Annotated in this window: 24 protein-coding genes and 1 pseudogene; 16 read left to right on the top strand and 9 right to left on the bottom strand. The window is 75.3% G+C overall.

Annotation, left to right across the window (positions count from 1 at the left end):
• Positions 1–331 precede the first annotated feature (331 nt).
• A complete protein-coding gene (locus VKZ81_RS11685) occupies positions 332–1,090 on the top strand; it encodes an N-acetylmuramoyl-L-alanine amidase (protein WP_324241518.1) in 759 nt (252 codons plus the stop codon).
• Positions 1,091–1,319: 229 nt separating this feature from the next.
• Positions 1,320–2,212 (top strand): annotated as a pseudogene (locus VKZ81_RS11680) (IS5 family transposase).
• On the opposite strand, the gene VKZ81_RS11675 reads toward VKZ81_RS11680, so the two are convergent.
• Entirely contained in the window at positions 2,209–2,844 is a 636-nt protein-coding gene (locus VKZ81_RS11675; RefSeq protein WP_324241517.1) for a hypothetical protein, read from the bottom strand. The pseudogene VKZ81_RS11680 and the gene VKZ81_RS11675 sit on opposite strands and share 4 nt — an antisense overlap.
• On the opposite strand from VKZ81_RS11675, the gene VKZ81_RS11670 reads away from it, so the two are divergent.
• Together VKZ81_RS11670 and VKZ81_RS11665 are read left to right on the top strand one after the other, a co-directional pair.
• Positions 2,834–3,001: a hypothetical protein gene (locus VKZ81_RS11670; protein ID WP_324241516.1), complete on the top strand. Its 168-nt coding sequence runs from the start codon at positions 2,834–2,836 to the stop codon at positions 2,999–3,001. The genes VKZ81_RS11675 and VKZ81_RS11670 overlap by 11 nt on opposite strands.
• 153 nt (positions 3,002–3,154) lie before the next feature.
• Entirely contained in the window at positions 3,155–4,243 is a 1,089-nt protein-coding gene (locus tag VKZ81_RS11665; RefSeq protein WP_324241515.1) for an IS630 family transposase, read from the top strand.
• Positions 4,244–4,363: 120 nt separating this feature from the next.
• On the opposite strand, the gene VKZ81_RS11660 is transcribed toward VKZ81_RS11665, so the two are convergent.
• Both VKZ81_RS11660 and VKZ81_RS11655 read right to left on the bottom strand, forming a co-directional pair.
• Entirely contained in the window at positions 4,364–4,819 is a 456-nt protein-coding gene (locus VKZ81_RS11660) for an ANTAR domain-containing protein (protein WP_324241514.1), read from the bottom strand.
• Positions 4,820–4,984: 165 nt separating this feature from the next.
• Positions 4,985–5,509, bottom strand: a complete 525-nt coding sequence (locus VKZ81_RS11655) for a hypothetical protein (RefSeq protein ID WP_324241513.1) — start codon at positions 5,507–5,509, stop codon at positions 4,985–4,987.
• Positions 5,510–5,721: 212 nt separating this feature from the next.
• Here VKZ81_RS11655 and VKZ81_RS11650 point away from each other — a divergent pair, with 212 nt between their 5' ends.
• The 10 genes from VKZ81_RS11650 to VKZ81_RS11605 all read left to right on the top strand — a co-directional run bounded on the left by VKZ81_RS11650 (position 5,722) and on the right by VKZ81_RS11605 (position 16,471).
• A complete protein-coding gene (locus VKZ81_RS11650) occupies positions 5,722–6,111 on the top strand; it encodes a hypothetical protein (RefSeq protein ID WP_324241512.1) in 390 nt (129 codons plus the stop codon).
• Positions 6,108–6,359 carry an SHOCT domain-containing protein gene (locus VKZ81_RS11645; protein ID WP_324241511.1) on the top strand — a complete coding sequence of 84 codons (252 nt, stop codon included), beginning with the start codon at positions 6,108–6,110 and terminating at the stop codon, positions 6,357–6,359. The genes VKZ81_RS11650 and VKZ81_RS11645 overlap by 4 nt, the downstream gene beginning before the upstream one ends.
• Positions 6,360–6,376: 17 nt before the next feature.
• Complete coding sequence (locus VKZ81_RS11640; RefSeq protein WP_324241510.1) at positions 6,377–6,889, top strand: PNPOx family protein; 513 nt, start codon at positions 6,377–6,379, stop codon at positions 6,887–6,889.
• 26 nt (positions 6,890–6,915) lie between these two features.
• Entirely contained in the window at positions 6,916–7,566 is a 651-nt protein-coding gene (locus VKZ81_RS11635; protein WP_324241509.1) for a phosphoribosyltransferase, read from the top strand.
• A 77-nt stretch (positions 7,567–7,643) separates the two neighbouring features.
• On the top strand, positions 7,644–9,974 hold the full coding sequence (locus VKZ81_RS11630; RefSeq protein ID WP_324241508.1) for a heavy metal translocating P-type ATPase: 2,331 nt from the start codon (positions 7,644–7,646) through the stop codon (positions 9,972–9,974).
• Positions 9,971–12,448 carry a glycoside hydrolase family 65 protein gene (locus VKZ81_RS11625; RefSeq protein WP_324241507.1) on the top strand — a complete coding sequence of 826 codons (2,478 nt, stop codon included), beginning with the start codon at positions 9,971–9,973 and terminating at the stop codon, positions 12,446–12,448. The genes VKZ81_RS11630 and VKZ81_RS11625 overlap by 4 nt, the downstream gene beginning before the upstream one ends.
• Positions 12,445–12,897 (top strand): hypothetical protein, encoded by a 453-nt coding sequence (locus VKZ81_RS11620; protein ID WP_324241506.1) that lies wholly within the window; start codon positions 12,445–12,447, stop codon positions 12,895–12,897. The genes VKZ81_RS11625 and VKZ81_RS11620 overlap by 4 nt, the downstream gene beginning before the upstream one ends.
• A 144-nt stretch (positions 12,898–13,041) precedes the next feature.
• Complete coding sequence (locus VKZ81_RS11615; protein WP_324241505.1) at positions 13,042–14,184, top strand: site-2 protease family protein; 1,143 nt, start codon at positions 13,042–13,044, stop codon at positions 14,182–14,184.
• Positions 14,185–14,285: 101 nt separating this feature from the next.
• Positions 14,286–15,074: a CBS domain-containing protein gene (locus VKZ81_RS11610; RefSeq protein ID WP_324241504.1), complete on the top strand. Its 789-nt coding sequence runs from the start codon at positions 14,286–14,288 to the stop codon at positions 15,072–15,074.
• Positions 15,071–16,471 (top strand): nicotinate phosphoribosyltransferase, encoded by a 1,401-nt coding sequence (locus VKZ81_RS11605; RefSeq protein WP_324241503.1) that lies wholly within the window; start codon positions 15,071–15,073, stop codon positions 16,469–16,471. The genes VKZ81_RS11610 and VKZ81_RS11605 overlap by 4 nt, the downstream gene beginning before the upstream one ends.
• A gap of 6 nt (positions 16,472–16,477) precedes the next feature.
• Here VKZ81_RS11605 and VKZ81_RS11600 read toward each other — a convergent pair whose 3' ends face one another.
• The 4 genes from VKZ81_RS11600 to VKZ81_RS11585 are packed head-to-tail and all read right to left on the bottom strand — an operon-like array spanning position 16,478 to position 18,751.
• On the bottom strand, positions 16,478–16,693 hold the full coding sequence (locus tag VKZ81_RS11600) for a DUF1918 domain-containing protein (RefSeq protein WP_324241502.1): 216 nt from the start codon (positions 16,691–16,693) through the stop codon (positions 16,478–16,480).
• Positions 16,690–17,538, bottom strand: a complete 849-nt coding sequence (locus VKZ81_RS11595) for a universal stress protein (protein ID WP_324241501.1) — start codon at positions 17,536–17,538, stop codon at positions 16,690–16,692. The genes VKZ81_RS11600 and VKZ81_RS11595 overlap by 4 nt, the downstream gene beginning before the upstream one ends.
• Complete coding sequence (locus tag VKZ81_RS11590) at positions 17,535–18,209, bottom strand: CBS domain-containing protein (protein ID WP_324241500.1); 675 nt, start codon at positions 18,207–18,209, stop codon at positions 17,535–17,537. The genes VKZ81_RS11595 and VKZ81_RS11590 overlap by 4 nt, the downstream gene beginning before the upstream one ends.
• A gap of 32 nt (positions 18,210–18,241) precedes the next feature.
• Positions 18,242–18,751, bottom strand: a complete 510-nt coding sequence (locus VKZ81_RS11585) for a universal stress protein (protein ID WP_324241499.1) — start codon at positions 18,749–18,751, stop codon at positions 18,242–18,244.
• A 424-nt stretch (positions 18,752–19,175) separates the two neighbouring features.
• Between VKZ81_RS11585 and VKZ81_RS11580 the strand changes: the two genes are divergently transcribed.
• Together VKZ81_RS11580 and VKZ81_RS11575 are read left to right on the top strand one after the other, a co-directional pair.
• Positions 19,176–19,433, top strand: a complete 258-nt coding sequence (locus VKZ81_RS11580) for a hypothetical protein (RefSeq protein ID WP_324241498.1) — start codon at positions 19,176–19,178, stop codon at positions 19,431–19,433.
• 69 nt (positions 19,434–19,502) lie between these two features.
• A complete protein-coding gene (locus VKZ81_RS11575; RefSeq protein WP_324241497.1) occupies positions 19,503–20,120 on the top strand; it encodes a hypothetical protein in 618 nt (205 codons plus the stop codon).
• Between the two features lie 14 nt (positions 20,121–20,134).
• Here VKZ81_RS11575 and VKZ81_RS11570 read toward each other — a convergent pair whose 3' ends face one another.
• Complete coding sequence (locus VKZ81_RS11570) at positions 20,135–20,362, bottom strand: hypothetical protein (protein ID WP_324241496.1); 228 nt, start codon at positions 20,360–20,362, stop codon at positions 20,135–20,137.
• Positions 20,359–20,748 (bottom strand): hypothetical protein, encoded by a 390-nt coding sequence (locus VKZ81_RS11565; protein ID WP_324241495.1) that lies wholly within the window; start codon positions 20,746–20,748, stop codon positions 20,359–20,361. Before VKZ81_RS11565 ends, VKZ81_RS11570 begins: the two co-directional genes overlap by 4 nt.
• Positions 20,749–20,910 lie beyond the last annotated feature (162 nt).

Raw genomic sequence — 20,910 nt, 5'->3', positions numbered from 1 at the left:
CCGGGCACGTGTGCGCCACCGACGGCGGTCCGCCGCATCTCCTGGTGCAGCGCAGTCCCCGTCGCTCGAGGTCCCGCGGAACCCACCCCGAAGCCATGACCAGCGAACGGGCGGGCCTCCGCCTCGCCCGCGACCGCCTGCCCCGCGGTCGGCCGCCAGCAGCCCGTCGAGGTCGTAGCGGCCCCGCGTCCGCCGGTCGCCCACCGCGAGCACCACCAGCCACGGAGGCACCGCGACCAGGAGGAGAGCGAGCACGCAGCGTCCGCGGCGGGCCGGATCAGCTGATTGTCGGCTGGAACACGCCGTAGCGGTCGTGCGACGCTACGTCGCGATGCTCCTGCTCGATCTGGCCGACGCCTGTCGCGGCTCCGGGCTGCGCGTCGTGGAGGTCGACGGCTGGCAGAGCCGGGGGCACGGCCAGATGTCCGGCGTGCGGACGATCGTCTGCCACCACACCGCGGGCCCGCCCACCGGTGAGGTCCCGTCGCTGAACTTCATCCGCGACCGCGGGCTGGCGCAGCTGGTCCTCGGCCGCAGCGGCACCGTCTACGTCGTCGCGGCCGGCCTGTGCTTCCACGCCGGCGTGGTCCACGAGCCGAACATGGGCAACAGGTGGGCCATCGGGATCGAGGCGGAGGCCACCGGCACCGCGCCATGGCCGATGGTCCAGTACCAGGCGTACGCCCGTCTCTGCGCCGCCCTCGCCGGGCACTACCGCGTGGCGGTGGCGCGCGTGCTCGGCCACAAGGAGGTGGCCGCCCCGACCGGCCGCAAGATCGACCCGAACTTCGACATGGTCGCGTTCCGCGCGCTCGTCGCCGATCACCTGGAGGACGACATGTTCACGCCCGAGGACCGCGCGAAGCTCAACAGCCTGGCCTCCCGCGCGGACGTCGGATTCGCGCGTGACCAGATCATGACGCACCTGGGGAAGGACCCCGGCGCCTCCCCGGTCCCGCCGTCCGGGCGCGAGGGCGTCGAGGTCGCCCGTCGCGTCGACGTCGGCTTCGCGCTGGAGCAGATCCTGGCGCGCCTCGACGCGATCGAGGCGCGGCTGCCGGAGCCCGGATCCGCGGACGACCGGGCCTGAGCACGTCGCCGCTCACGCCGAACCTCGGGCCCGCGGTTTCGTCCCCGGCGGGTTCCGCCGAACCGGACCTCGCCGTCGACGTTGCCCTGCCCCGCGCGCTCGCCTGCACCGGCGGCTTCACACCTCGGGTGTGCTCCACATGATGCCGGCGTTGTGACGTCCGCTACCGGTGTCGGTGGCTAGGGCGTGTCCTGTAAGTGATCTGGCCTGGTCAGGTGATCATGATTGGGTGGTAGGGCGCGGCGAGCTGACCGATAAGGCCTGGGCGCGGATCGAGCCCCTGCTGCCGCCGGCAGCGGGCAACGGGCGTCGGTGGCGGGATCACCGGCAGGTGATCAACGCGATCCTGTGGAAGCTGCGCACCGGTGCCCCGTGGCGGGATCTGCCCGAGCGGTATGGGCCGTGGAAGACCGCGCACGAGCGGCTGCGGCGCTGGAGCGCGGACGGCACCTGGGAACGCATTCTGGACGCTGCGGTGGTCAAGGACGACTCCGTCGGCGTCGTGGAGTGGGTCATCAGTGTTGACTCCAGTCATGTCCGGGCCCACCAGCACGCCGCCGGGGCCCGGAAAAAGGGGGATGCACCAGCGAGTGGGTCGAGCGGCTCGCCATCGACGGCGAAGCGCTCGGCCGCTCCCGAGGCGGGCTGACCAGCAAGATTCACCTCGCGGTGGATGGACGCGGGTTGCCGATGTCGATCCTGCTCACCGCAGGCCAAGCCGGCGACAACCCACAGTTGCTGCCGTTGCTGGACCAGATCGCCGTGCACCGGGACGGGCCAGGGCGGCCACGCACGCGCCCGGAGCGGGTGGTGGCCGACAAGGCCTACTCCCACCCGTCCACGCGCGCGGCGCTGCGCGAGCGCCGGATCGCGTTCACCTGCCCCGAACGCGACGACCAGATCAGCCGCCGCCGCGCGAAGGGCTCCCGCGGCGGCCGCCCACCCGCCTTCGACCAGGCCATCTATGCCGGCCGCAACGTGGTCGAGCGGTGCTTCAACCGGCTCAAACAGTTCCGCGGACTGGCCACTCGCTATGCCAAACGCGCCGCCTACTACCGAGCCGAGATCATCATCGCGGCGACCGTGTTATGGCTGCGCACCGACTTGCAGGACACGCCCTAGTCGGGCTCACGCAGGATCCGGTCGCTGTCCCGGAGGAGCTCGGCGACGGTCTCGGCCTCGATCGCGATGCCCGCGGACCGCTCGACCTCGTCGTCGGTGCCACCGGGGGTGTTCGTGGCCAGCGTGTCGCCGAGCCGCTTCCGGAGCTCGGCCTCCTCCCGCTCCCGCGCACGACGCCGCTCGGCCGCGCGGGCCGCGTCCCTGCGCTGCTGGTCGATCGCCCGGGCGGCGAGGAGGACCTTCCCGAGGTTCAGCTGAACCCGGTCCAGGGTGTCCCGGTCGTGGTCGATCCGTGCGCGGGCCTCGTCGGCCAGCTCGGCGAGCGCCTGGTGCGCCGAGGCGCGTTCGAGGTCCTTCTCGAGCTGGTCGACCTCCAGGCAGCGCCGCACCGCAGACCAGAGCACGCCCGCGACGCGCCGTCGGGGATCGACGGTGCGGTCGCGCCACGATCCGACCTCGCTGATCGCCTCGGCGATCGCGCACAGCCGCCACGCGCGCGCCTGCGACGGGGCGATCGCGACGAAGACATCCGCCGTGTTCCTCCCCATGTCGCGGGCGGCGCTGATCGCGCTCCACAGCCACAGGGTGAGACCGACGAGCGCCCCCACCGCGGTGAGGCCGATGGTTCCCATCACGACGAACCTGGTGATGCCCCATCCGGTCGAGGCCGCGGTCGCCGCGGCCCACGAGCCCACGACGACGGCTCCCGCCGCGGCCGTGGCGCCCGCGACGACCTTCGACCGGGCACCGATCCGGCGCCTGATGTCGCCCCGCGGGGTGATCGCGTAACGGCGCAGCGGATTCGTGAGGACGTACGTCTCGGTTCGCCGGCCCGACCCGTCGACCCGTGCGAGTGCCGCGCCACAGAACGTTGCCGCTGTAATCGGGTCGGGCTGACGGTGTGGTTCGTGGCTGGGAGGCTGCCCGGCGGAGGTGGTGCGGGTGGCTCGTCAGCCCGAGGTGTTCGTGCAGCCGTTGGAGCCGGAGCAGGCCCAGCGACTGGTCAAGATCGCAAGAACCTCACGGGATCGGGTCCGGCTGCGCCGGGCGGGGATCGTGCTGGCCTCGGTACAGGGCCGCACCGCGGCCCAGATCGCGGAGATGTTCGCCGCGACCGAGGGCTATGTGCGGGAGGTGATCCATGCGTTCAACGACACCGGGTTCGCCGCTCTGGACCCAAAATGGAGCGGCGGCCGGCCCCGTAAGTTCGGTCCGGCCGCCCGCGACATCATCTGCCAGACCGCCCGCAGCACCCCGTCGGCGCTGGGGCAGCCGTTCACCACCTGGAGCCTGACCAAGCTCGCGGACTACCTCGCCGAGCACCACCGCCTGCCGGTGTCGGTCGAGACGATCCGGCGGGTGCTGCGCGAGGCCGGCATCTCCTGGCAGGCCACCAAGACCTGGAAGGCCAGCCGGGACCCGGACTTCGCGGCGAAGATGGACCGGATCCTCGACCTCTACGACCATTCACCCGCAGACGGGCGAGTGATCTGCGTCGACGAGTTCGGACCCCTGAACCTGATCCCTCGCCCGGGCCGGGGCTGGTTCCGCAAAGGTCAGCCGGCCCGCCGCCGGGCCACCTACACCCGCACCGCCGGGGTGCGGCACATGTTCGCCGCGCTGGACCTGGCCTCAGGGCAGATGTTCTACCGGTTCCGGGACCGCAAACGCTGGAGGGAGTTCCTCGACTTCTGCCGCCAGCTGCGGCGCCGCTTCCCGACCGGGCGGCTCTACCTGGTCTGCGACAATTACGGCGCACACCAGAAGGCCGAGGTCCAAGCGTGGTGCGCCGCCCACGGCGTCGAACCGGTGTTCACCCCGTCCAACGCCTCGTGGCTGAACTGGATCGAGTGCGAGTTCACCGCGCTGCGCTACTTCACCCTCGACGGCAGCGACTACCCCTCCCACGCCGCCCAAGAGACCGCGATCGCCCGCTACATCCGGTGGTCCAACCGCCGCGCCACCCCGAAGCGGCACTACGCAGTCAACTCCAAGATCCGCAGACCCGATTACCTACCCAACGTTGCGTGACGCGGCACGAGCGACAGCTCGGGCGTCGTCGGCCGTGCTGGCACCGCACCTCCCGCGCCGGAGCAGAGGACCCGGCGATCCTGGCACGGCGGGAACGCCGACGCCCGGGCGGCGGGCGCGTCAGTCCGGGCGGATGTCGACGTCCCCGTCGAGCACGGCGCGCGCGACGTCGGGCAGCCGCTCGCCGCGCTCGCGGGCGTACGCGGCCAGCGCCGTGACGGCGTCGGCGACGGGAACGCCGTGGCGCTCGGCGATGACGCCTTCGGCCTGGGCGACCTGGCGCCAGTCGGCGACCCCGGCCGCGGGTTCGGCCGGCGGGTGGAGGTGGATCGCCCACCGGAGCGTGGCCAGGACCTCGTCGAGGCGCTTCAGGGCGGCGCGCAGGCGCTGGGCCGCCTCGCTGTCGGGATCGAAGTCCCCGACCGTCAGGTGGAGCTGGAGCCCGACCGCGAACAGGTCGCTGATCACCTGGTGGAGCGCGTCGATGATCGGCTCGCGCGCGACGAGCGCGGGAGCGGGGCCGGGCCCGCCGCTGGGGGCGGGCGCGAGTTCGGAGCGTTGGTCCCGGTGCCGCATGGTGCCGTCCGTCCTCGCGATCGCTCGAAGGCAGCCTGGTCTTAAGGCCGTGTTGGGGCACAGCCGAAGAAGCCCGCCGCCAGGGACCGGAGCGACGGGCGACTGCTCGTATCACGGCGCTCGCGCACCGCGACCCGCCAATGTTTCTCGCGGGGTCGACGGCGGTCAATGCCCATTCGGGGCCGTACCTGCGGTAACAGGGCTGGACCCGCTTCCGGTTCCGGCCCGGCACACGGTGGCCAGGAGCAACAGCAGGGCGGTCTGGGCGAGGACGCCGGGGGCGAGCGTCGGCGCCGACCCGACGGTCTTCGTGAGCGCGTACCAGCCGCGCTCCAGCAGCGGCAGCGACGCCCACACGTCACCGAGGCGCGGGTCGAACCGGCCGGCGCCCGCGTTGACCAGCACGTGCTCGATCACCCCGTAGGCCGAGGCGCCGAGCACGACGACCGCGAGCACGCGGGCGGCGGTCGTGCCCCGGCCGTCGGGCAGCAGGGTGAGCCCGACGGCGATCGCGAGGAGGACGAGGGCGAGCCAGGGGACGAGCTGCTCGACGTGGCCCCAGTGCCGCTCGGCGGCGAGCTCGAACGCGGTGGCGAGGATCCCGATCCCGGTCAGCGCGACCAGACCGCGCCGGACGAGCAGCACGGGGGAGGTCCGTTGCGCGAAGCGGGTGTCGAGGGAGTGGGTCATCGCATCTCCTGTTTCCGGGGAGTCCGGCGGTACGAAATCGCAGGGATGCTGTGGCGACGCTGAACGCGATCAGCGCGGAACGCGTGAACCGGACGAATGCCCGACCCGCCCCCGCGCGTCACGAACGGTGACCAACGGTCCCCCGCGGCGGGCCCGATGGCCGTGCCGGGCCCGGCCGGCGGGGAACACGCTCGGCGCTGGAGGTGGCGTCGGTGAGGCTCGGTTGGCGGGACGGGGTCGCGACGCTGCTGGTCGCGGCGATCGTCGTCCCGTACGTCGGATACCTGGCGCGCGGCGGGATGCCGTTCGTGCGCGACCCGCGCGGGATGGCCGCGGTCGGGCTCGTGCTCGGCCTCGCCGCGGTGGCGGCGGTCGGGCGGGAGGCGTTCCGCGGGGCGTGGGGCGTCGCGGCCGCCGTCTCCGCCGTCGGGGCGGGCGCGGTCGGCGTCGTGGCGTTCATCCGCGCCGACGAGGGCGCGCTCAGCGAGGGGCTGCTCGCCGTGTTCGTGGTCGCGGTCGTCGTGGCGTGGGCCCTGGCGGAGCTGGTGCGGACGCGGGTGGTCGGGGCCGGGCGGTCCCGCGAGGTGAGGAGATCGAGATGATGTGGTGGTACGGGCCCGGCGCGGGCGGCTGGGGCATGGCGCTCATGGGCATCGGCACGCTGCTGTTCCTGGCGCTGGTCGTGCTCGGGTTGATCGCGCTCGTGCGGTACCTGCAGGTGACGGGCGGCCGGGTGCCCGAGGAACGGGTCACCCCGGAGGAGCTGCTGGCCGAGCGGTTCGCCCGCGGGGAGATCGACGAGCAGGACTACCGCGCGCGGCTGGACGCGCTGCGGGCCCGATCCCACTGATCCGTGCAGGAGGAGCCATGGCACGCCCTGCCGCGCGGTGGCGGCGGTTGCTGGCGGTCGCGCTGGGCGCCGTCGCCCTCCGCGCGCTCGTCGTCGTCACCTTCCGCACCGGCTCGCCCGCGGTGCTCGACCGGGTGCGGCGGTTCAACAAGCGGGTGCTGAACCCGCTGATGATGCGGCTGGCCGGGCGCCGCCTCTGGTACGCGGGCTACGTGGAGCACGTCGGCCGCCGGTCCGGCCGCACCTACCGCACCCCCGTGGTGGCGCTGCGGGTGCACGATGGATTCGTGGTTCCGTTGCCGTACGGCGCGGAGACGGACTGGCTCCGCAACCTCCTGGCGGCCGGGACAGGCGGCCTGAAGGTCCGCGGCGTGCGGTACGACGTGCGCGAACCCCGCGTGCTCGCCACGCCCGACGTGGCGGCCGAGCTGCCCGCGCCGTGGCGCGGGTTCACCCGGCTGTACGGGGTCCGCCACGTCCTCCGCGTCGCCGCGGCACCGAGCGCCCCGCCGCCCGCCGCCGGGGGGTGAACCGGGAGGAGAAAGGGGGCGATGCGATGCCGTTCGTCGATCGGATGGACGCGGGACGGCGCCTCTCCGGGGCGCTGGACCACCTGCGCGGCGACGACGTGGTCGTCCTCGGGCTGCCCCGGGGCGGGGTCGTGGTCGCGTCCGAGGTGGCGGAGGCGCTCGGCGCTCCCCTGGACGTCGTCCTCGTGCGCAAGCTCGGCGTCCCGGCCCAACCCGAGCTCGCCGCCGGCGCGGCGGGCGAGGGCGGTGTCCTGGTGCGCAACGAGTCGGTCGTCCGCAGGGCGCGCGTGAGCGAGACGGTGCTGGCCGACCTCGCCCGGCGGGCCCGCGCCGAGATCGACCGGCGGGCCCTGCTCTACCGCGGCGGCCGGGCCCGGGAGCCCGTGGCCGGGCGGACGGCGGTGGTGGTCGACGACGGGATCGCCACCGGCGCGACCGCCCGCGCGGCCTGCCAGGTGGTCCGGGCGCAGGGCGCGGACCGGGTCGTGCTCGCGGCCCCGGTGTGCTCCCGCGACACCGCCGCCGCGCTGAGCGGGGAGGTCGACGAGCTGGTGTGCCTCGAGACGCCGGCGCGGTTCCTCGGGGTCGGCTGGTTCTACGCCAACTTCCGGCAGGTCACCGACGACGAGGTCGTCGACCTGCTGCGCCGCGCCGCCGCGTCCCGGGCCCCGGGCTGATCGGGAGGCCGTTGGTCCCGGCGGGCGGGCCCGCCCGGCCCTGACGGACCACCGACCCCGTCGCGGATGCTCGAGGCGTGGTGAGGGGCCCTTCCACCGGTGTCCGGACGCGCTGGCGGGAACGCGCGTTCCTGGCCGTCACGGTCGGCGCGTTCGCCGCAGGCGGCATCGCCTGGGCGCTCGGCAGGCAGGCGGTCGCCGACGCCTGCTGGGTGGTCGGCACGGTGTCGGCGGTGGTGCCGTCGCTGGCATGGGTCGTCGCCGCCCTGCGGCGCGGCCGAGCGGGGGTCGACCTGCTCGCCGTCATCGCCCTGGTCGGCACGGTGGCCGTGGGGGAGTACCTCGCCGGGGCGCTGATCGCGGTCATGGTCGCCACCGGGCAGGCGCTCGAGTCGGCCGCCGAGCGGCGCGCGTCGCGGGACCTGCGCGCCCTGCTCGAGCGCGTGCCCCGCTCGGCGCGCAGGCGCCGCGGGGGCGCGGTCGAGGTGGTGCCGCTCGCCGAGGTGACCCCGGGTGACCTGGTGATCGTGGGGCCCGGCGAGGTCGTTCCGGTCGACGGCCGGGTCGAGGCGGCGGGCGCGGTGGTCGACGAGTCCGCGCTCACCGGGGAGCCGCTGCTGGTCGAGCGCGCCGTCGGCGACCCGCTGCGGAGCGGGGTCGTCAACGCGGGCGCCGCCTTCGAGCTGCGCGCGAGCGCGACCGCGCAGGACAGCACCTACGCCGGGATCGTCCGGCTGGCCCAGGCCGCGGGCGCGGAGAGCGCCCCCGTCGTGCGTCTGGCGGACCGGTACGCCGCCTGGTTCTTGCCGCTCGCCCTCGCGGTGGCCGGCCTGGCCTGGTTCGCGAGCGGGTCGGCGGTGCGGGCGGTGGCCGTGCTCGTGGTGGCGACGCCGTGCCCGCTGCTGCTGGCCGCGCCGGTGGCGATCGTGTCCGGGCTGTCTCGCGCGTCGCGGATCGGGGTCGTCGTGCGCAGCGGCGGGGCGCTGGAGGAACTGGGGCGGGCCCGGACGCTCGTGATGGACAAGACGGGGACGCTGACCGTCGGCAGGCCGGCCGTGGTGGAGGTCGCCGTGGGGCCGGGCCGTGACCCGACCGAGGTCCTGCGCCTCGCCGCCGCCGCGGAGCAGCTGTCGCCGCACGTGCTCGCCGAGGCGATCGTCACCGAGGCCCGGCGCCGAGGCCTCGACCTGCCCGTCCCGCAGCGGGTCGACGAGCAGCCGGGGCGGGGCGTCACGGCGGTGGTCGACGGCACGCGGGTCGAGGTGGGCAAGCACGCGGCGGCCACCGAGGAGCCGTGGGGCAGGGCCGTGGTCGACCGCGCCCGGCTGGACGGCGCCGCCGTCGCGTGGATCGGCGTCGCCGGCGAGCCCGCGGGCGCCGTGGTGCTGCGCGACCCGCTCCGCCGCGACGCCTCGCGGACCATCCGCAGGCTGCGGTCCGTCGGCCTGGAACGTGTCGTCATGCTCACCGGCGACCGGGCCGAGCCCGCTCGCGAGGTGGGCACGGTGCTCGGCCTCGACGAGGTGCGGGCCGAGCAGACCCCGGCCGACAAGGTCGAGGCGGTGCGCGCCGAGTGCCGACGGGCCACGACCGTGATGGTCGGCGACGGCGTCAACGACGCCCCGGCGCTGGCCGCCGCCGACGTCGGGGTCGCGATGGGCGCCCGCGGCGCGACGGCGTCGTCGGAGGCGTCGGACGTCGTCCTCACGACCGACCGCCTCGACCGCGTCGCCGACGCCATGGAGATCGCCCGCCGGGCCCGCCGGATCGCGGTGCAGAGCGCGACGGTCGGGATGGGCCTGTCGCTCGCCGCGATGGCGGTCGCCGCCGCCGGGTGGCTGCCTCCGGCGCTCGGCGCGCTGCTGCAGGAGGGCATCGACGTCGCCGTGATCCTCAACGCGCTGCGCGCGCTCGGCGCGGGACCCGCGACCGGCCCGCGGCTCACCGGCGAGGCCGACGTCCTCGTCCACCGGTTCGCCGGCGAGCACGACCGGCTCACCGACGTCTTCGGCCTGCTGCGGCGGGCGGCGAGCCTGCTCGTGGTGGGCCCGGGCCCGGAGGCGCTCGACGCACTGCGCCGCGCGCACGCCTTCCTCGTCGAGGACCTGCTCCCGCACGAACGCGCCGAGGAGACCGAGCTGTACCCGGCGCTCGCCGGGCCGCTCGGTGGTCCCGAGGCCACCGCCACGATGAGCAGGATGCACGCCGAGATCGAGCGGCTCACCGCCCGGCTCGCCACCCACCTCGAGCTCGCCGACGCGGCGGGCCGGCTCGAACCCGGCCAGGTCGAGGACGTCCTCGCCACGCTGTACGGGCTCAACGCCGTGCTGCAGCTGCACTTCGTCCAGGAGGAGGAGAACTACTTCGCCCTCGCCTCGGACGCGCCCCGCGAAGGGCGGGTCCGGTGAGCGCCCAGCCCGGCGCGGAGCCGGTCGTGGACACCTGGACGTTCGAGTTCGACGGTCGCGACCCCGCCGCCGAAGGGCGCCGCGAGGCGCTGTGCACCCTCGGGAACGGCCGGTTCGCCACCCGCGGCGCGGCCCCCGAGGCGCGCGCGGACGGCGTCCACTACCCCGGGACCTACGCGGCCGGGATCTACAACCGGCTCCGCGACGAGATCGCCGGGACGGCGGTCGAGAACGAGAGCCTCGTGAACCTGCCGAACTGGCTCGACCTGCGGTTCGCCATCGGCGACGGCGGCTGGATCGACCTCGCCGACGTGCAGGTGCTGGAGGACCGGTGGGCGCTCGACATGCGGCGCGGCGTCCTCGTCCGCAAGCTGCGGTTCGTCGACGCGGACGGCCGGACCACGTCGCTGCGGCAGCGGCGGCTGGTCAGCATGGCCCAGCCGCAGCTCGCGGGCCTGCACACGGTGGTCACCGCCGAGGACTGGAGCGGCACCCTCCGGGTGGCCTCCGGCATCGACGGCGCGGTCACCAACAGCGGCGTCGCCCGGTACGCGGGCATGGCGAACGACCACCTCGAGGTGGTGGCCACCGGCGAGCCCGCCCCGGACACGCTCCTGCTGGTGGCCCGGACGAACCAGTCCGAGGTGCGGATCGCGGAGGCCGCGCGGACCCGGATCCACCGCTCCGGCCCGCCGGACCCGGGGCGGCGCCTCGTGCGGGACGGGGAGCGGGTCGCCCACGAGCTCGCGCTCAGCCTGCCCGCCGGCGGCTCGGTGGGCATCGAGAAGGTCGTCGCGCTGCAGACCTCCCGGGACCCGGCCATCTCCGAGCCCGCGCTCGCCGCCACCGAGCGGGTGGCCGCGGCGGCGGGGTTCGACGAGCTGCTCACCCGCCACGAGCTCGTGTGGCACCAGCTGTGGCGGCGGTTCCGCGTGGAGCTCGACGACCTCGCCGCCCCCGAGCGCCGCACCACCGACGAGGTGCTGCGCACCGTGCGGCTGAGCGTGTTCCACGTGCTGCAGTCGGTCTCGCCGCACAACGTCGACCTCGACGCGGGCATCCCGGCCCGCGGCCTGCACGGCGAGGCCTACCGGGGGCACGTGTTCTGGGACGAGCTGTTCGTCCTCCCGCTCCTGACCCTGCGGCTGCCCGGCCTGGCCCGTGCGCTGCTGCGCTACCGCACCCGCCGGCTCGACGCCGCGCGGCGGGCCGCCCGGGAGGCCGGGTACACCGGCGCCATGTACCCGTGGCAGTCGGGCAGCGACGGCCGCGAGGAGACCCAGCGGGTGCACCTCAACCCGCGGTCGGGGCGCTGGCTGCCCGACACCAGCCACCTGCAGCGCCACGTCGGCCTCGCCGTCGCCTACAACATCTGGCAGTACTACCAGGCGACCGGCGACGTGGAGTTCCTCGCCGACCACGGCGCCGAGACCCTGCTGGAGATCGCCCGGTTCTTCGCGAGCGCGACCACCTACGACGCGTCGCGGGACCGGTTCCGCATCCGCGGGGTCATGGGGCCCGACGAGTACAGCACCCGCTACCCGGGTGCGGCCGAGCCGGGCATCGACGACAACGCCTACACCAACGTGATGGTGGTGTGGCTGCTGCTGCGCGCCCAGGAGGTGCTGGACGTGCTGCCGCCCACCCGGCGGACGGAGCTGGTGGAGGGCCTCGGGCTGCGCTCGGAGGAGCTGCTGCACTGGCGCGACATCAGCAGGCGCATGTACGTGCCGATCGCGTCGGACGGGATCATCAGCCAGTTCGAGGGCTACCGGGACCTGCCCGAACTCGACTGGGAGGGCTACCGCCGCCGCTACGGCGACATCCAGCGCCTCGACCGCATCCTCGAGGCCGAGGGCCGCTCCGTCGACGACTACCAGGCGTCCAAGCAGGCCGACGTGCTGATGCTGTTCTACCTGCTGTCGGCCGACGAGCTGCGCCAGCTGCTCGGCCGGCTCGGCTACGCGCTCCCGGCCGAGGCGATCCCGCGCACCATCGAGTACTACCTCGCGCGCACCTCCCACGGCTCCACGCTGAGCGCCCTCGTGCACGCCTGGGTCCTCGCCCGCGCCAACCGGGCGCAGGCGCTCGAGCACTTCGAGCGCGCCGTCGTGAGCGACCTCGCCGACATCCAGGGCGGGACCACCGCCGAGGGGATCCACCTCGGCGCGATGGCCGGCTCGGTGGACCTGCTCCAGCGCTGCTTCGCCGGCCTGGAGACCCGCCACGACGCGCTGTGGTTCAACCCGCACTGGCCGCTCGCCCTCGGGCGGCTCGAGTTCGCCGTCGAGTACCGCGGGCAGCCGATCACGGTGAGCGTCGTCGGCCGCGAGGTGACCGTGTCCGCCGGGCCCCGCCCGGGCGGCGGCCCGGTGCGGGTCGGGTGCGGCGACGAGGTGCGCGACCTGCACCCCGGCGAAACGGTCCGCTTCCTGGCCGTCGGCGTGCCGCTGGAGGGGGTCCCGGCGTCGTGACCGGCATCGACACGACGCCGTCCTCGCGCAGGAGCCGGGCCGTGGGCCACGCGTTCGCCGTCGCCGGGGATGCCGCCCTGCTGGTCGCGGTGAACGTCTGGCCGGGCTGGGCCGCCCTGCCTTTCCTCACCCAGGACTTCGTGCGCGTGCTCACCCTGGTGAACCTCGCGGTCGCGGTCGGGGTCGCGGTGAACTTCGTCTGCCTGGTCGTCGACCGGCCGCTGCTGCGGGCGGTCGGGGAGGTCGTGACGACGGCGCTCGGGCTCGCGGCGATGGTCCGCCTCGTCCGGGTGTTCCCGTTCGCGTTCCCGGCGTCCGGGGTCGACTGGGCGCTCGTCGTCCGCGCGGTCCTGGTCCTGGGGATCGTCGGATCGACGCTCGCCCTGCTCGTCGCGGTCGCCTCCGCGATCCGGCTCGCGATCCGGCTGATGGCGGGCCGGGCCCGGTAGGCCCCGGCCCGGCCGGTGGACCCGCCCGTCCCGGGCCGCACGCCCCTGCACGGTGCCCCGGATGCGTGCCACCTTCGAGGTATGGGTGGGGGTACGACACGCGATCGGCCGCGCGTGCAGGCCGGCACAAGCGGAGGTGGCCCGATGAAGGCGACGGTCTCGTTCGGCCGGATCGGCGGCATCCCGGTCGGCGCCCACTGGTCCGCGCTCGTCATCGTGCTGCTGCTCGGGGAGCTGCTGGCGCTGAACGTCCTGCCCGACATGGCGCCCGGCCACAGCCCGTTCACCTACCTGCTCGTCGGTGCCGCCGGCGCCGCGGTGTTCGTGCTGTCGCTGCTCGCGCACGAGGTGGCGCACGCGATGGTCGCGCGCCACGCGGGGCTCGGCGTCCGCTCCATCACCCTCTGGCTGCTCGGGGGTGTCTCGGAGCTCGTGGACCAGCCGCAACGCCCGGGGACCGAGATCCGGATCGCGCTGGTCGGGCCCGCGGTCAGCCTCGGTCTCGCCGGGGTGTTCGGCGTCGGGAGCTGGGCGGCGACCGCGACCGGCGCGCCGGCGCTCGCGTCGGCCGTGCTGCTGTGGCTCGCGACCGTGAACCTGATGCTGGGGATCTTCAACCTGCTGCCGGGCACCCCGCTGGACGGGGGCCGCGTCGTGCACGGGCTGGTGTGGCGGTTCACCGGGAGCCGGGAGCGGGCGACCCGCGCCGCGGGCGGCGCGGGCCAGTTCCTGGGCGCGCTCGTGGCCGGGCTCGGCGTCCTGCTGCTGCTCAACGGCCGGCTCGACGGGTTGTGGCTGGTGCTCGTCGGGTGGTTCCTCACCGGCGCCGCCGCGGGCGAGCGGGTGCAGGGGATCACCGCCGAGCGGCTGGCCGGCCTCACCGCCGGGGACGTGATGCGGCGGGAGCCGTACTTCGCGCCGGGGTGGTGGACGGTCGCGGCGCTCGTCGACCACCTGCTCGGGCCCGGGGCGCCGCCGGTCGAGGCGTTCCCCGTCATCGACTTCCACGGCAGGCCGACCGGCTGGATCACCCTCACCGACCTGGCCCGCGTGCCCCTGGACGCCCGCCCGTCGAAGGCGGTGCGGGACGTGGCCCGGCCGCTGCGGCCGAACGGCGTCGTCGGCGTCGACGAACCGGCCCTGGAGGTCCTGCGCAGGCCGATCGACCCGGCCGGGCTCGTGGTCACCGGGCCCGACGGGCGCGCGGTCGGCGTGATCGGGCTCGACGACGTGCGCCGCGTCGTCGAGCTCCAGGCCCTGCGGGCCGGCGTGGCGCCGACCCGGTGATCGGGAGCCGGAGGTCCCGCCGGTACGGGGCCCTCCGGCCGCTGCCGTCGCCGACGGGGCCCGGAACGCTGACCGGGTCGACACCGGCGAACGGAGGAGAAATGATCACCACGACGCGGGAGGCCCGCCCCTCCGATCCCGTGCGCCTCGTCATGACGCGCGTGGTGGCGACCGTGCCGGCCTGGCGGTCGCTGCGGGACGTGGCGAGGGAGCTCGCGGCGGACGAGGTCAGCACCGTCCTCGTCGCCGAGGGCGGCCGCACGGTCGGCCTGATCTCCGAGCGCGACGTCGTCCGGGCCGTCGCGGCGGGCTGGTCGCTCGACGACGCCCAGACGGTGGACGTGATGACGGCCGAGCTGGTGTGGGCCGACCCCGACGACACCATCTCCGACACCGCGTCGCTCATGCTCGACGCCGGGATCCGGCACGTCCCCGTCGGTGACAGCGGGCAGGCGGTCGGGGTCGTCTCGGCCCGGGACGTGCTCGACGTGCTCCTGACCAGCGAGCGGACCCGCTCCGCGGACGGGGGCGCCGAGGGCGGGGCGCCGGTGGTGCACTTCGAGATCGGCACCCCGGACGCCGACCGGAGCAGGCGGTTCTACTCCGAGCTGTTCGGGTGGGCCGTCGAGGTCGACGACCGGACCGGCTACGGCGTGGTGCGGGCGGGCTCCGGCTCCGGCATCGGCGGCGGGATCGCCCCCGCGCCGCCGGACACCCCGCCCTGGGTCGGGTTCTACGTCGCGGTGCGCGACCTCGACGCGACCCTCGGCCGCGCGGCCGAGCTCGGCGGGCGGACGGTGAAGGAGCCGACGGGGATCGGCACCGGCATGGCCGTCGCGACGTTCGCCGACCCCGACGGGAACGTCATCGGCCTGTTCGCCGAGTCGTGACCGGCCGGACCCGCCGGCGGGGCCACGATCGAGCGCCGACGGCGCTCGGCGTCGGTTCGCCGCTCGCCACCGACCTCTACGAGGTGACGATGGCGCTCGCCTACCTCCGGGAGGGCCTGACCGCGCCCGCGACGTTCAGCCTCATCACCCGGGAGTCGCGCGCCGAGCGGGGGTTCCTCGTCGCGGCCGGGCTCGCCGACGTGCTCGACCACCTGGAGCGGTTCCGCGTCGACGAGGCCGACCTGGATGCGTTCGCCGAGGTCCTCGGGGTCCCGGTGGCCGAGCTGCGCCCGCTCGCGGGGCTGCGGTTCACCGGCGACGTCCGCGCCGTCCCCGAGGGGCGCGTGGTGCTCCCCGGGGAACCGCTGCTGGAGCTGACCGCGCCCCTGCCGCAGGCCCAGCTGCTCGAGACGTGGGTGCTCAACCAGATCAGCCACCAGACGGCGCTCGCGTCGAAGGCGGCGCGCTGCGTCGTCGCCGCCCGTGGCAAGCCCGTGGTGGACTTCGCGCTCCGCCGCACGCACGGGGTCGAGGCCGGGCTGCACGCCGCGCGGGCGGGCGCGATCGTCGGGTTCGCCGCGACCAGCGACGTCGCCGCGGCGCGGGTGTACGGCATGCGGGCGAGCGGCACCATGGCGCACTCCTTCGTCGAGGTGTTCGACGACGAGCGGGCCGCCTTCGCGGCGTTCGCGGACGCGGCCGTCGGCCCGGTCACGCTGCTCGTCGACACCTACGACACCGAGGAGGGGGTGCGCCGCGCGGCCGAGGTGCTGCGCGGCGTGCCGCCCGATCGGGAGATCGGGGTCCGGCTCGACAGCGGCGACCTGGCCGCGCTGGCGCAGCGGGCCCGCGCGATCCTGGACGCGGCCGGCCTCGCGCGGGCGCGGATCGTGGCCAGCGGCGGGCTCGACGAGCACGGGATCGAGGAGCTGCACGAACGGGGCGCCCCGGTGGACGTGCTCGCGGTCGGCACCAAGGTCGGGACCTCGGCGGACGCCCCCTACCTGGACGCGGCCTACAAGCTCGTCGAGTACGCCGGGCGGCCGGTGATGAAGCTGTCGGAGGGCAAGGCCACGCTGCCGGGGGCGAAGCAGGTGTTCCGCGGGCCGGGCTGCGCGGACGTGCTCGGGCTGGCGGACGAGGCCTGCCCCGCCGGGAGCGAGCCGCTGCTGGAGCCGGTGGTGCGGGCGGGCCGCCGGATCGGGCCGCGGCCGTCCCCGGCCGAGGCGGTGGCCGCGGCGCGGGAGCGGTTCGAGGCCGATCTCGCCGCCCTGCCCCCGGCGGCCCGGGCCCTGCGCGGCCCGCTGCGGTTGCGGCCCCGCACGTCCGCGCGGTTGCAGGCGCTGACGCAGCGCACCCGGGAGCGGCTCGCGCACCGGGTCGGGGCGAGCCGGTAGCGGCGCTCAGCGGGTGGGCCCGGTGGCCGGGGGAACCGGGTGGGGCTCGATCCGCGCGTCGGGGCCGGGGAACACCACCGACACGTGGTCGTCGTCCACCCAGCGCACCCGGTAGGGCGGCGTGCCGTCGGCGTGCACGAGCTCGACGATCTGGCCCTGCCGACGGCGGTCGCCGAGGGTGCGGCCCTCGATCACGATCCAGTCACCCACCTGAGCCTTCATGACCTGCTCCCTTCGACGCGACGGGCTGCGTGCGGCGGTTGCGCGGGCGGCACCACCAGGACCGGGCACCCGGTCGCGCGCAGCAGCGCGGCCACCGGGGACCCCCAGCGGGAACCGAGCGGCGGTGCGCCCCGGACACGTTCGGCGGGCCGCGGGCGACCGACCACGACCGTGCGGGCGCGCTGCGACAGCGCGGCCAGCAGCTCGCCGGCGGCCGGGTCGTCCACCGCCTCGACGCGCACTTCGACCCCGGGGTGCGCGGCCCGCCACGGCGCGAGCCTCGCCGCCAGTTCGCGGCGGGCCCGCTCCGCGCAGCGGTCCCACCGGGCGATCCGGTCCGCGCGCGGTCGGCCGAGGTCGATGCCGGGTTCGGACCAGGCGCGCACCGCGAGCAACGGGGCGCGGTGCCCCGCGGCCTCGGCGAATGCGAGCGCGATGGCGTCATCGCCCGTCCACGGCGCCACCGCGAGCACGACCGGGCCGCGTTCGTCGTCCGGCACCCGGTCGGGCACGACCACCACGGGGCAGGACGAGCCGGCGACGACCGCCTCGACGTCGGGCAGCGTCGCCGGGACGACCAGGGCGCCCGCACCGGCTGACCGGTCGGCCGCGCACGCGGCGGCGAACCCGGCCCGGCGCCCGGCCGGCGCCCCGGCCTGCGGTGGTTCGGCGGTCACGACGTGGAGGGCGGTCCTGGCCCGTCGCGCGGCGGCGGCCGCCCACCGGACGGCCCGGTCGCCCGCGGCCGACCGGTCGGTGCAGACCACGACGGGGCCGCGGGGGCGGGCGCCCGGCACGCCGTTCCCCGGGACGCCGACGGCGGCCGGGCCGTGGGCGGCGGTCACGGCGAGCCCGCGGTCGGCGGCGCGGCCCGCCCCGATGCGCCGCCGCAGCCGTCCGTGCGGTCGATTCCCGACACCGTGTAGACGACCCCGTCGATGCGGTGCACGAGCCGCTCGCCGATCGTCGTGGTGCTGCGCTGCGCGACGGCGCCGGACACGGTGACGCCGGCGTCGGTGACGGTGACGTCCACCTCGGCCGGGTCGGCCCACAGCACGTACCGGAAGGCCTCGCCGAGGACGGCGTCGTGGATGTCGTCGCCGGGACGGACGAAGGCGCGGACGAGGTCGGCGCGGCTGACCACGCCGACGAGCGCCCCACCGTCGACCACCGGGAGGTGCTCGACGCCGTGCTCGATCATGCGCCGGGCCGCCTGCGCCAGGGTCGTGCCCGGGGTGACCGCCCCCGCCGACGCGGTCATCACGTCGCGGACCGTGCCGGCGGTGCGACGGTGCGGCCGCGGCCACCAGCGCCGGCGCCCCGGGCGGCGCTGCGCCCGTCCGGGGCGCAGGTCCCGCCGCGAGACCATCCCGATGACCCGGTCCTGCGGGTCGAGCACCGGCAGCGCACCCACGCGGTTCCCGTCCAGCGCGCGGGCCAGCTCGTCGACCGGCGTCGCGGGACGGGCCGTCGGCACGTCGCGGGCCATGACGTTCGCGACGGTGGGCGTCGTCATCCTCTCCACCCTTCGGCCGGCGCGGGCACGGGTCAGGAGGTCGCCGGCGCGGCGTGCTGCATCGCCGGCTCCTCGGCCTTCTTCGGCCGGGTCGCGTGCACGATCGTGACCGGGCACGGGGCGTGCAGCGCGCAGGCGAGGCTCACCGAGCCGAGCAGCAGGCTCCCGACCGCGCCGTGGCCGCGGCTGCCCACCACCAGCAGGTCGGCGTCCTCGGCGGCCTCGAGCAGCGCCGTCTTCGCGCTGCCCGGGGCGACGTGCACCGTCACCCGCGGCATCGGTGAGATCTCGTCGGCGAGCTCGCCGGTGACCTCCTGCACCACCGACTCGACGGCGCGCCGGACCTCCGCCTCCACCTGCTCCAGCGGGATCAGGGGGACCTGGTAGGGGGAGAGCCAGTAGTACGTCGGCGCCTCGAACGCGGAGACCACCTCGACGGCGGCCCCGCGGCGGGAGGCGTCCTCCAGGGCGTGGGCCAGCGCGGCCCGGCTGCCGTCCGAGCCGTCGACGCCCACGACGACCCGCTTGCGTCCCTGCTTCATCTCCTCGACCTCCACTCGCTGCCGGGGTCGAGGGTGCCGCGCAGGGGTGGCGCGGGCTGCGGTCGCACGGCCCGCGCCGGCCGGGTGAAAGTCCCTGTTCCCGCGGGGCGACCGGCCCGGTCCGCCGGGCGTGATGGCGACGTGCCTGGTCGACGCACGAGCCGCGTCCGTGAGCGGATCCCCGGCACCGATGCGACGATCTTCGTTCCGTGCGGAGGCGCCGTCCCTGTGGGTGACCTTCGACGCTTCCGGTCGGTTCGCCGCAATCGACGGCCAGGACCGCACCACCCAGGTGGTCGATCTCGTCACCGGAGACCCGGTCGGGCCACCCATCGCGGCTGCGGACGCGGGACCCGAACTCGGGTTCCTCCGAGACGGGCACCTGGTGAGCTTTGCCAGGCACGACCCGTCCACGGGTTTCCGGGTGATCGTGCACGATCCGGTCCGAGGGCAGCGGGTCGGCTCCACGATGCCGCCGGGCATGGAGATGGACGACCAGCTGACGAGCGACGAGCGCCTGAACATCACCTCCGGCAACGAGGGGCGTCGCCCGTTCACCTTCCCGCTGGAGGCAGAGGGGTGGGTCGACCGGCTCTGCCGGCTCACCGACCGCCCGTTCACCCCCACCGAGCGCGCCCTGCTCCCGCCGGGGGTCGACCTCGACCGGCCGTGCGAGGGGTGAGCCGGGCGCGATCACCCCAACCGTTCGACCCGCGATCGGGTCGTCCCCCCCGACAGGGAGGAGCGGACGGTGGATTTCGGTGGGTTCCTCGGCCGGTTGGCCTTCGCCGTCGGCATACCGGCGGTGGCTGGGGGGCTGGTGGTCGCCGGGCGTCGCCTCGCCGCGGACGGACCCGACTTCTTCGCCGCCACCGCACGGGGCGGGAGCCTGTGCACGGTGCTCGTGGTCGGCGGGTTCGCCCTCGCGGCCTCCTCGCAGCTGCGGTACCGGAACGTCCTCGTGTTCTTCGGAGCCTTCTTCGTGTTCATGACCGGGCTGCAATTCATCGGTGCCGCAACCGACGCCGAGGTCCTCGCACGGCGTGGCGAGCCGACCTCGTGCACCGTGCTCGCCGTCCACCCGGTCACGGTGTCCTCGGGGGAGAATCACCGCGTCCGGCACGTCACCGACGTCGAGTGCACCGACCGCGCGATCAGATCCATGACCACGGACGACCGGCTCGGCGTTGAGGGCGAGCGGATCGACGTCGTCCACGACCCGCGGGGCCGGGTGGACCCGCGGCTCGCAGACGACGTCACCCACAGCTCGACGACGTGGCGGCAGGGCTGGCTCCTCGTCGCCGCCGGTGCCGGACTGCGGCTGCTCTACGAGTTCGACGTCCCGTTCTTCGGCTGCATGGACGAGTGAGCGGACCCGGTTCCTCAGGCGTCCGCGAGATCCACGTGACGCAGGTCCTTGCTCAGGTACGAGCCGACGACGAGCCCGCCCGCGACGAGCACGGCCGCGGTGCTCTCCCGCCCGGCGATCGCGACGCCGAGCGGCACCGGAGCGACGACGCCGTTGAGCGCGCCGATCACCAGGAAGACCCGCCTGCGGCCGTGCCGCTGCCCGGCCGCGCCGATGAGCGGGAACATCCCGATCCCGATCACCGCCGCGGTGAGGATGGCCGCGTTGACGGCGGCGGGTGAGTGCCGAGCCCCTTGAGGTGCCCGGCGAACACGCCGACGGTGGCGTCGAGCGTGAGCCACGCCCCGGTGCCGACCAGGAACGCCAACCCGAGCGACCGCGCGTTGCGCCCGCGCAGCAGCGTCCGCAGCGGCCGGTCCGCCTTCGGCATCCTCGTCCACAGCTCGGACTCGGGGACCGAGCGCAGGTAGTAGAGGAAGATCGCCGCAGAGAGCACGAAGCCGATCGCGAACGGGATGCGCCACCCCCACTGCGCGTACGCCGACCCGGGCCCGTCCGGCGGGAGCAGCTGCAGCAGCACGATCGTGATCACCGTGATCACGACGAGCCCGGCAGCGAGCAGACGCAACGCCGCGAGCGCGGTGCGTGGGCGTGGGCGTGACCGGCGCCGGCACCCGAGCTCGGCCGCGCTGGGCAGGAGCTCTGCCGTCACGCCGTGCGGCCGAGGAACTCGGCGATCACCGCGGCGATCGCGGCGGGGTGCGTGATCGGCACCATGTGGGCGCCCGCG

Source organism: Pseudonocardia sp. (genome assembly GCF_035305885.1).
Classification (GTDB): domain Bacteria; phylum Actinomycetota; class Actinomycetes; order Mycobacteriales; family Pseudonocardiaceae; genus Pseudonocardia.
This window is presented reverse-complemented; position numbering and strand designations above follow the sequence as displayed.

Bases quoted from the DNA above. Each gene is read 5' to 3' on its own strand.
- VKZ81_RS11685 (WP_324241518.1), top strand. From the start codon at position 332: ATGCTCCTGCTCGATCTGGCCGACGCCTGTCGCGGCTCCGGGCTGCGC.
- VKZ81_RS11670 (WP_324241516.1), top strand. From the start codon at position 2,834: ATGGTTCCCATCACGACGAACCTGGTGATGCCCCATCCGGTCGAGGCC.
- VKZ81_RS11675 (WP_324241517.1), bottom strand. From the start codon at position 2,844: ATGGGAACCATCGGCCTCACCGCGGTGGGGGCGCTCGTCGGTCTCACC.
- VKZ81_RS11660 (WP_324241514.1), bottom strand. From the start codon at position 4,819: ATGCGGCACCGGGACCAACGCTCCGAACTCGCGCCCGCCCCCAGCGGC.
- VKZ81_RS11655 (WP_324241513.1), bottom strand. From the start codon at position 5,509: ATGACCCACTCCCTCGACACCCGCTTCGCGCAACGGACCTCCCCCGTG.
- VKZ81_RS11645 (WP_324241511.1), top strand. From the start codon at position 6,108: ATGATGTGGTGGTACGGGCCCGGCGCGGGCGGCTGGGGCATGGCGCTC.
- VKZ81_RS11640 (WP_324241510.1), top strand. From the start codon at position 6,377: ATGGCACGCCCTGCCGCGCGGTGGCGGCGGTTGCTGGCGGTCGCGCTG.
- VKZ81_RS11635 (WP_324241509.1), top strand. From the start codon at position 6,916: ATGCCGTTCGTCGATCGGATGGACGCGGGACGGCGCCTCTCCGGGGCG.
- VKZ81_RS11615 (WP_324241505.1), top strand. From the start codon at position 13,042: ATGAAGGCGACGGTCTCGTTCGGCCGGATCGGCGGCATCCCGGTCGGC.
- VKZ81_RS11610 (WP_324241504.1), top strand. From the start codon at position 14,286: ATGATCACCACGACGCGGGAGGCCCGCCCCTCCGATCCCGTGCGCCTC.
- VKZ81_RS11600 (WP_324241502.1), bottom strand. From the start codon at position 16,693: ATGAAGGCTCAGGTGGGTGACTGGATCGTGATCGAGGGCCGCACCCTC.
- VKZ81_RS11590 (WP_324241500.1), bottom strand. From the start codon at position 18,209: ATGACGACGCCCACCGTCGCGAACGTCATGGCCCGCGACGTGCCGACG.
- VKZ81_RS11585 (WP_324241499.1), bottom strand. From the start codon at position 18,751: ATGAAGCAGGGACGCAAGCGGGTCGTCGTGGGCGTCGACGGCTCGGAC.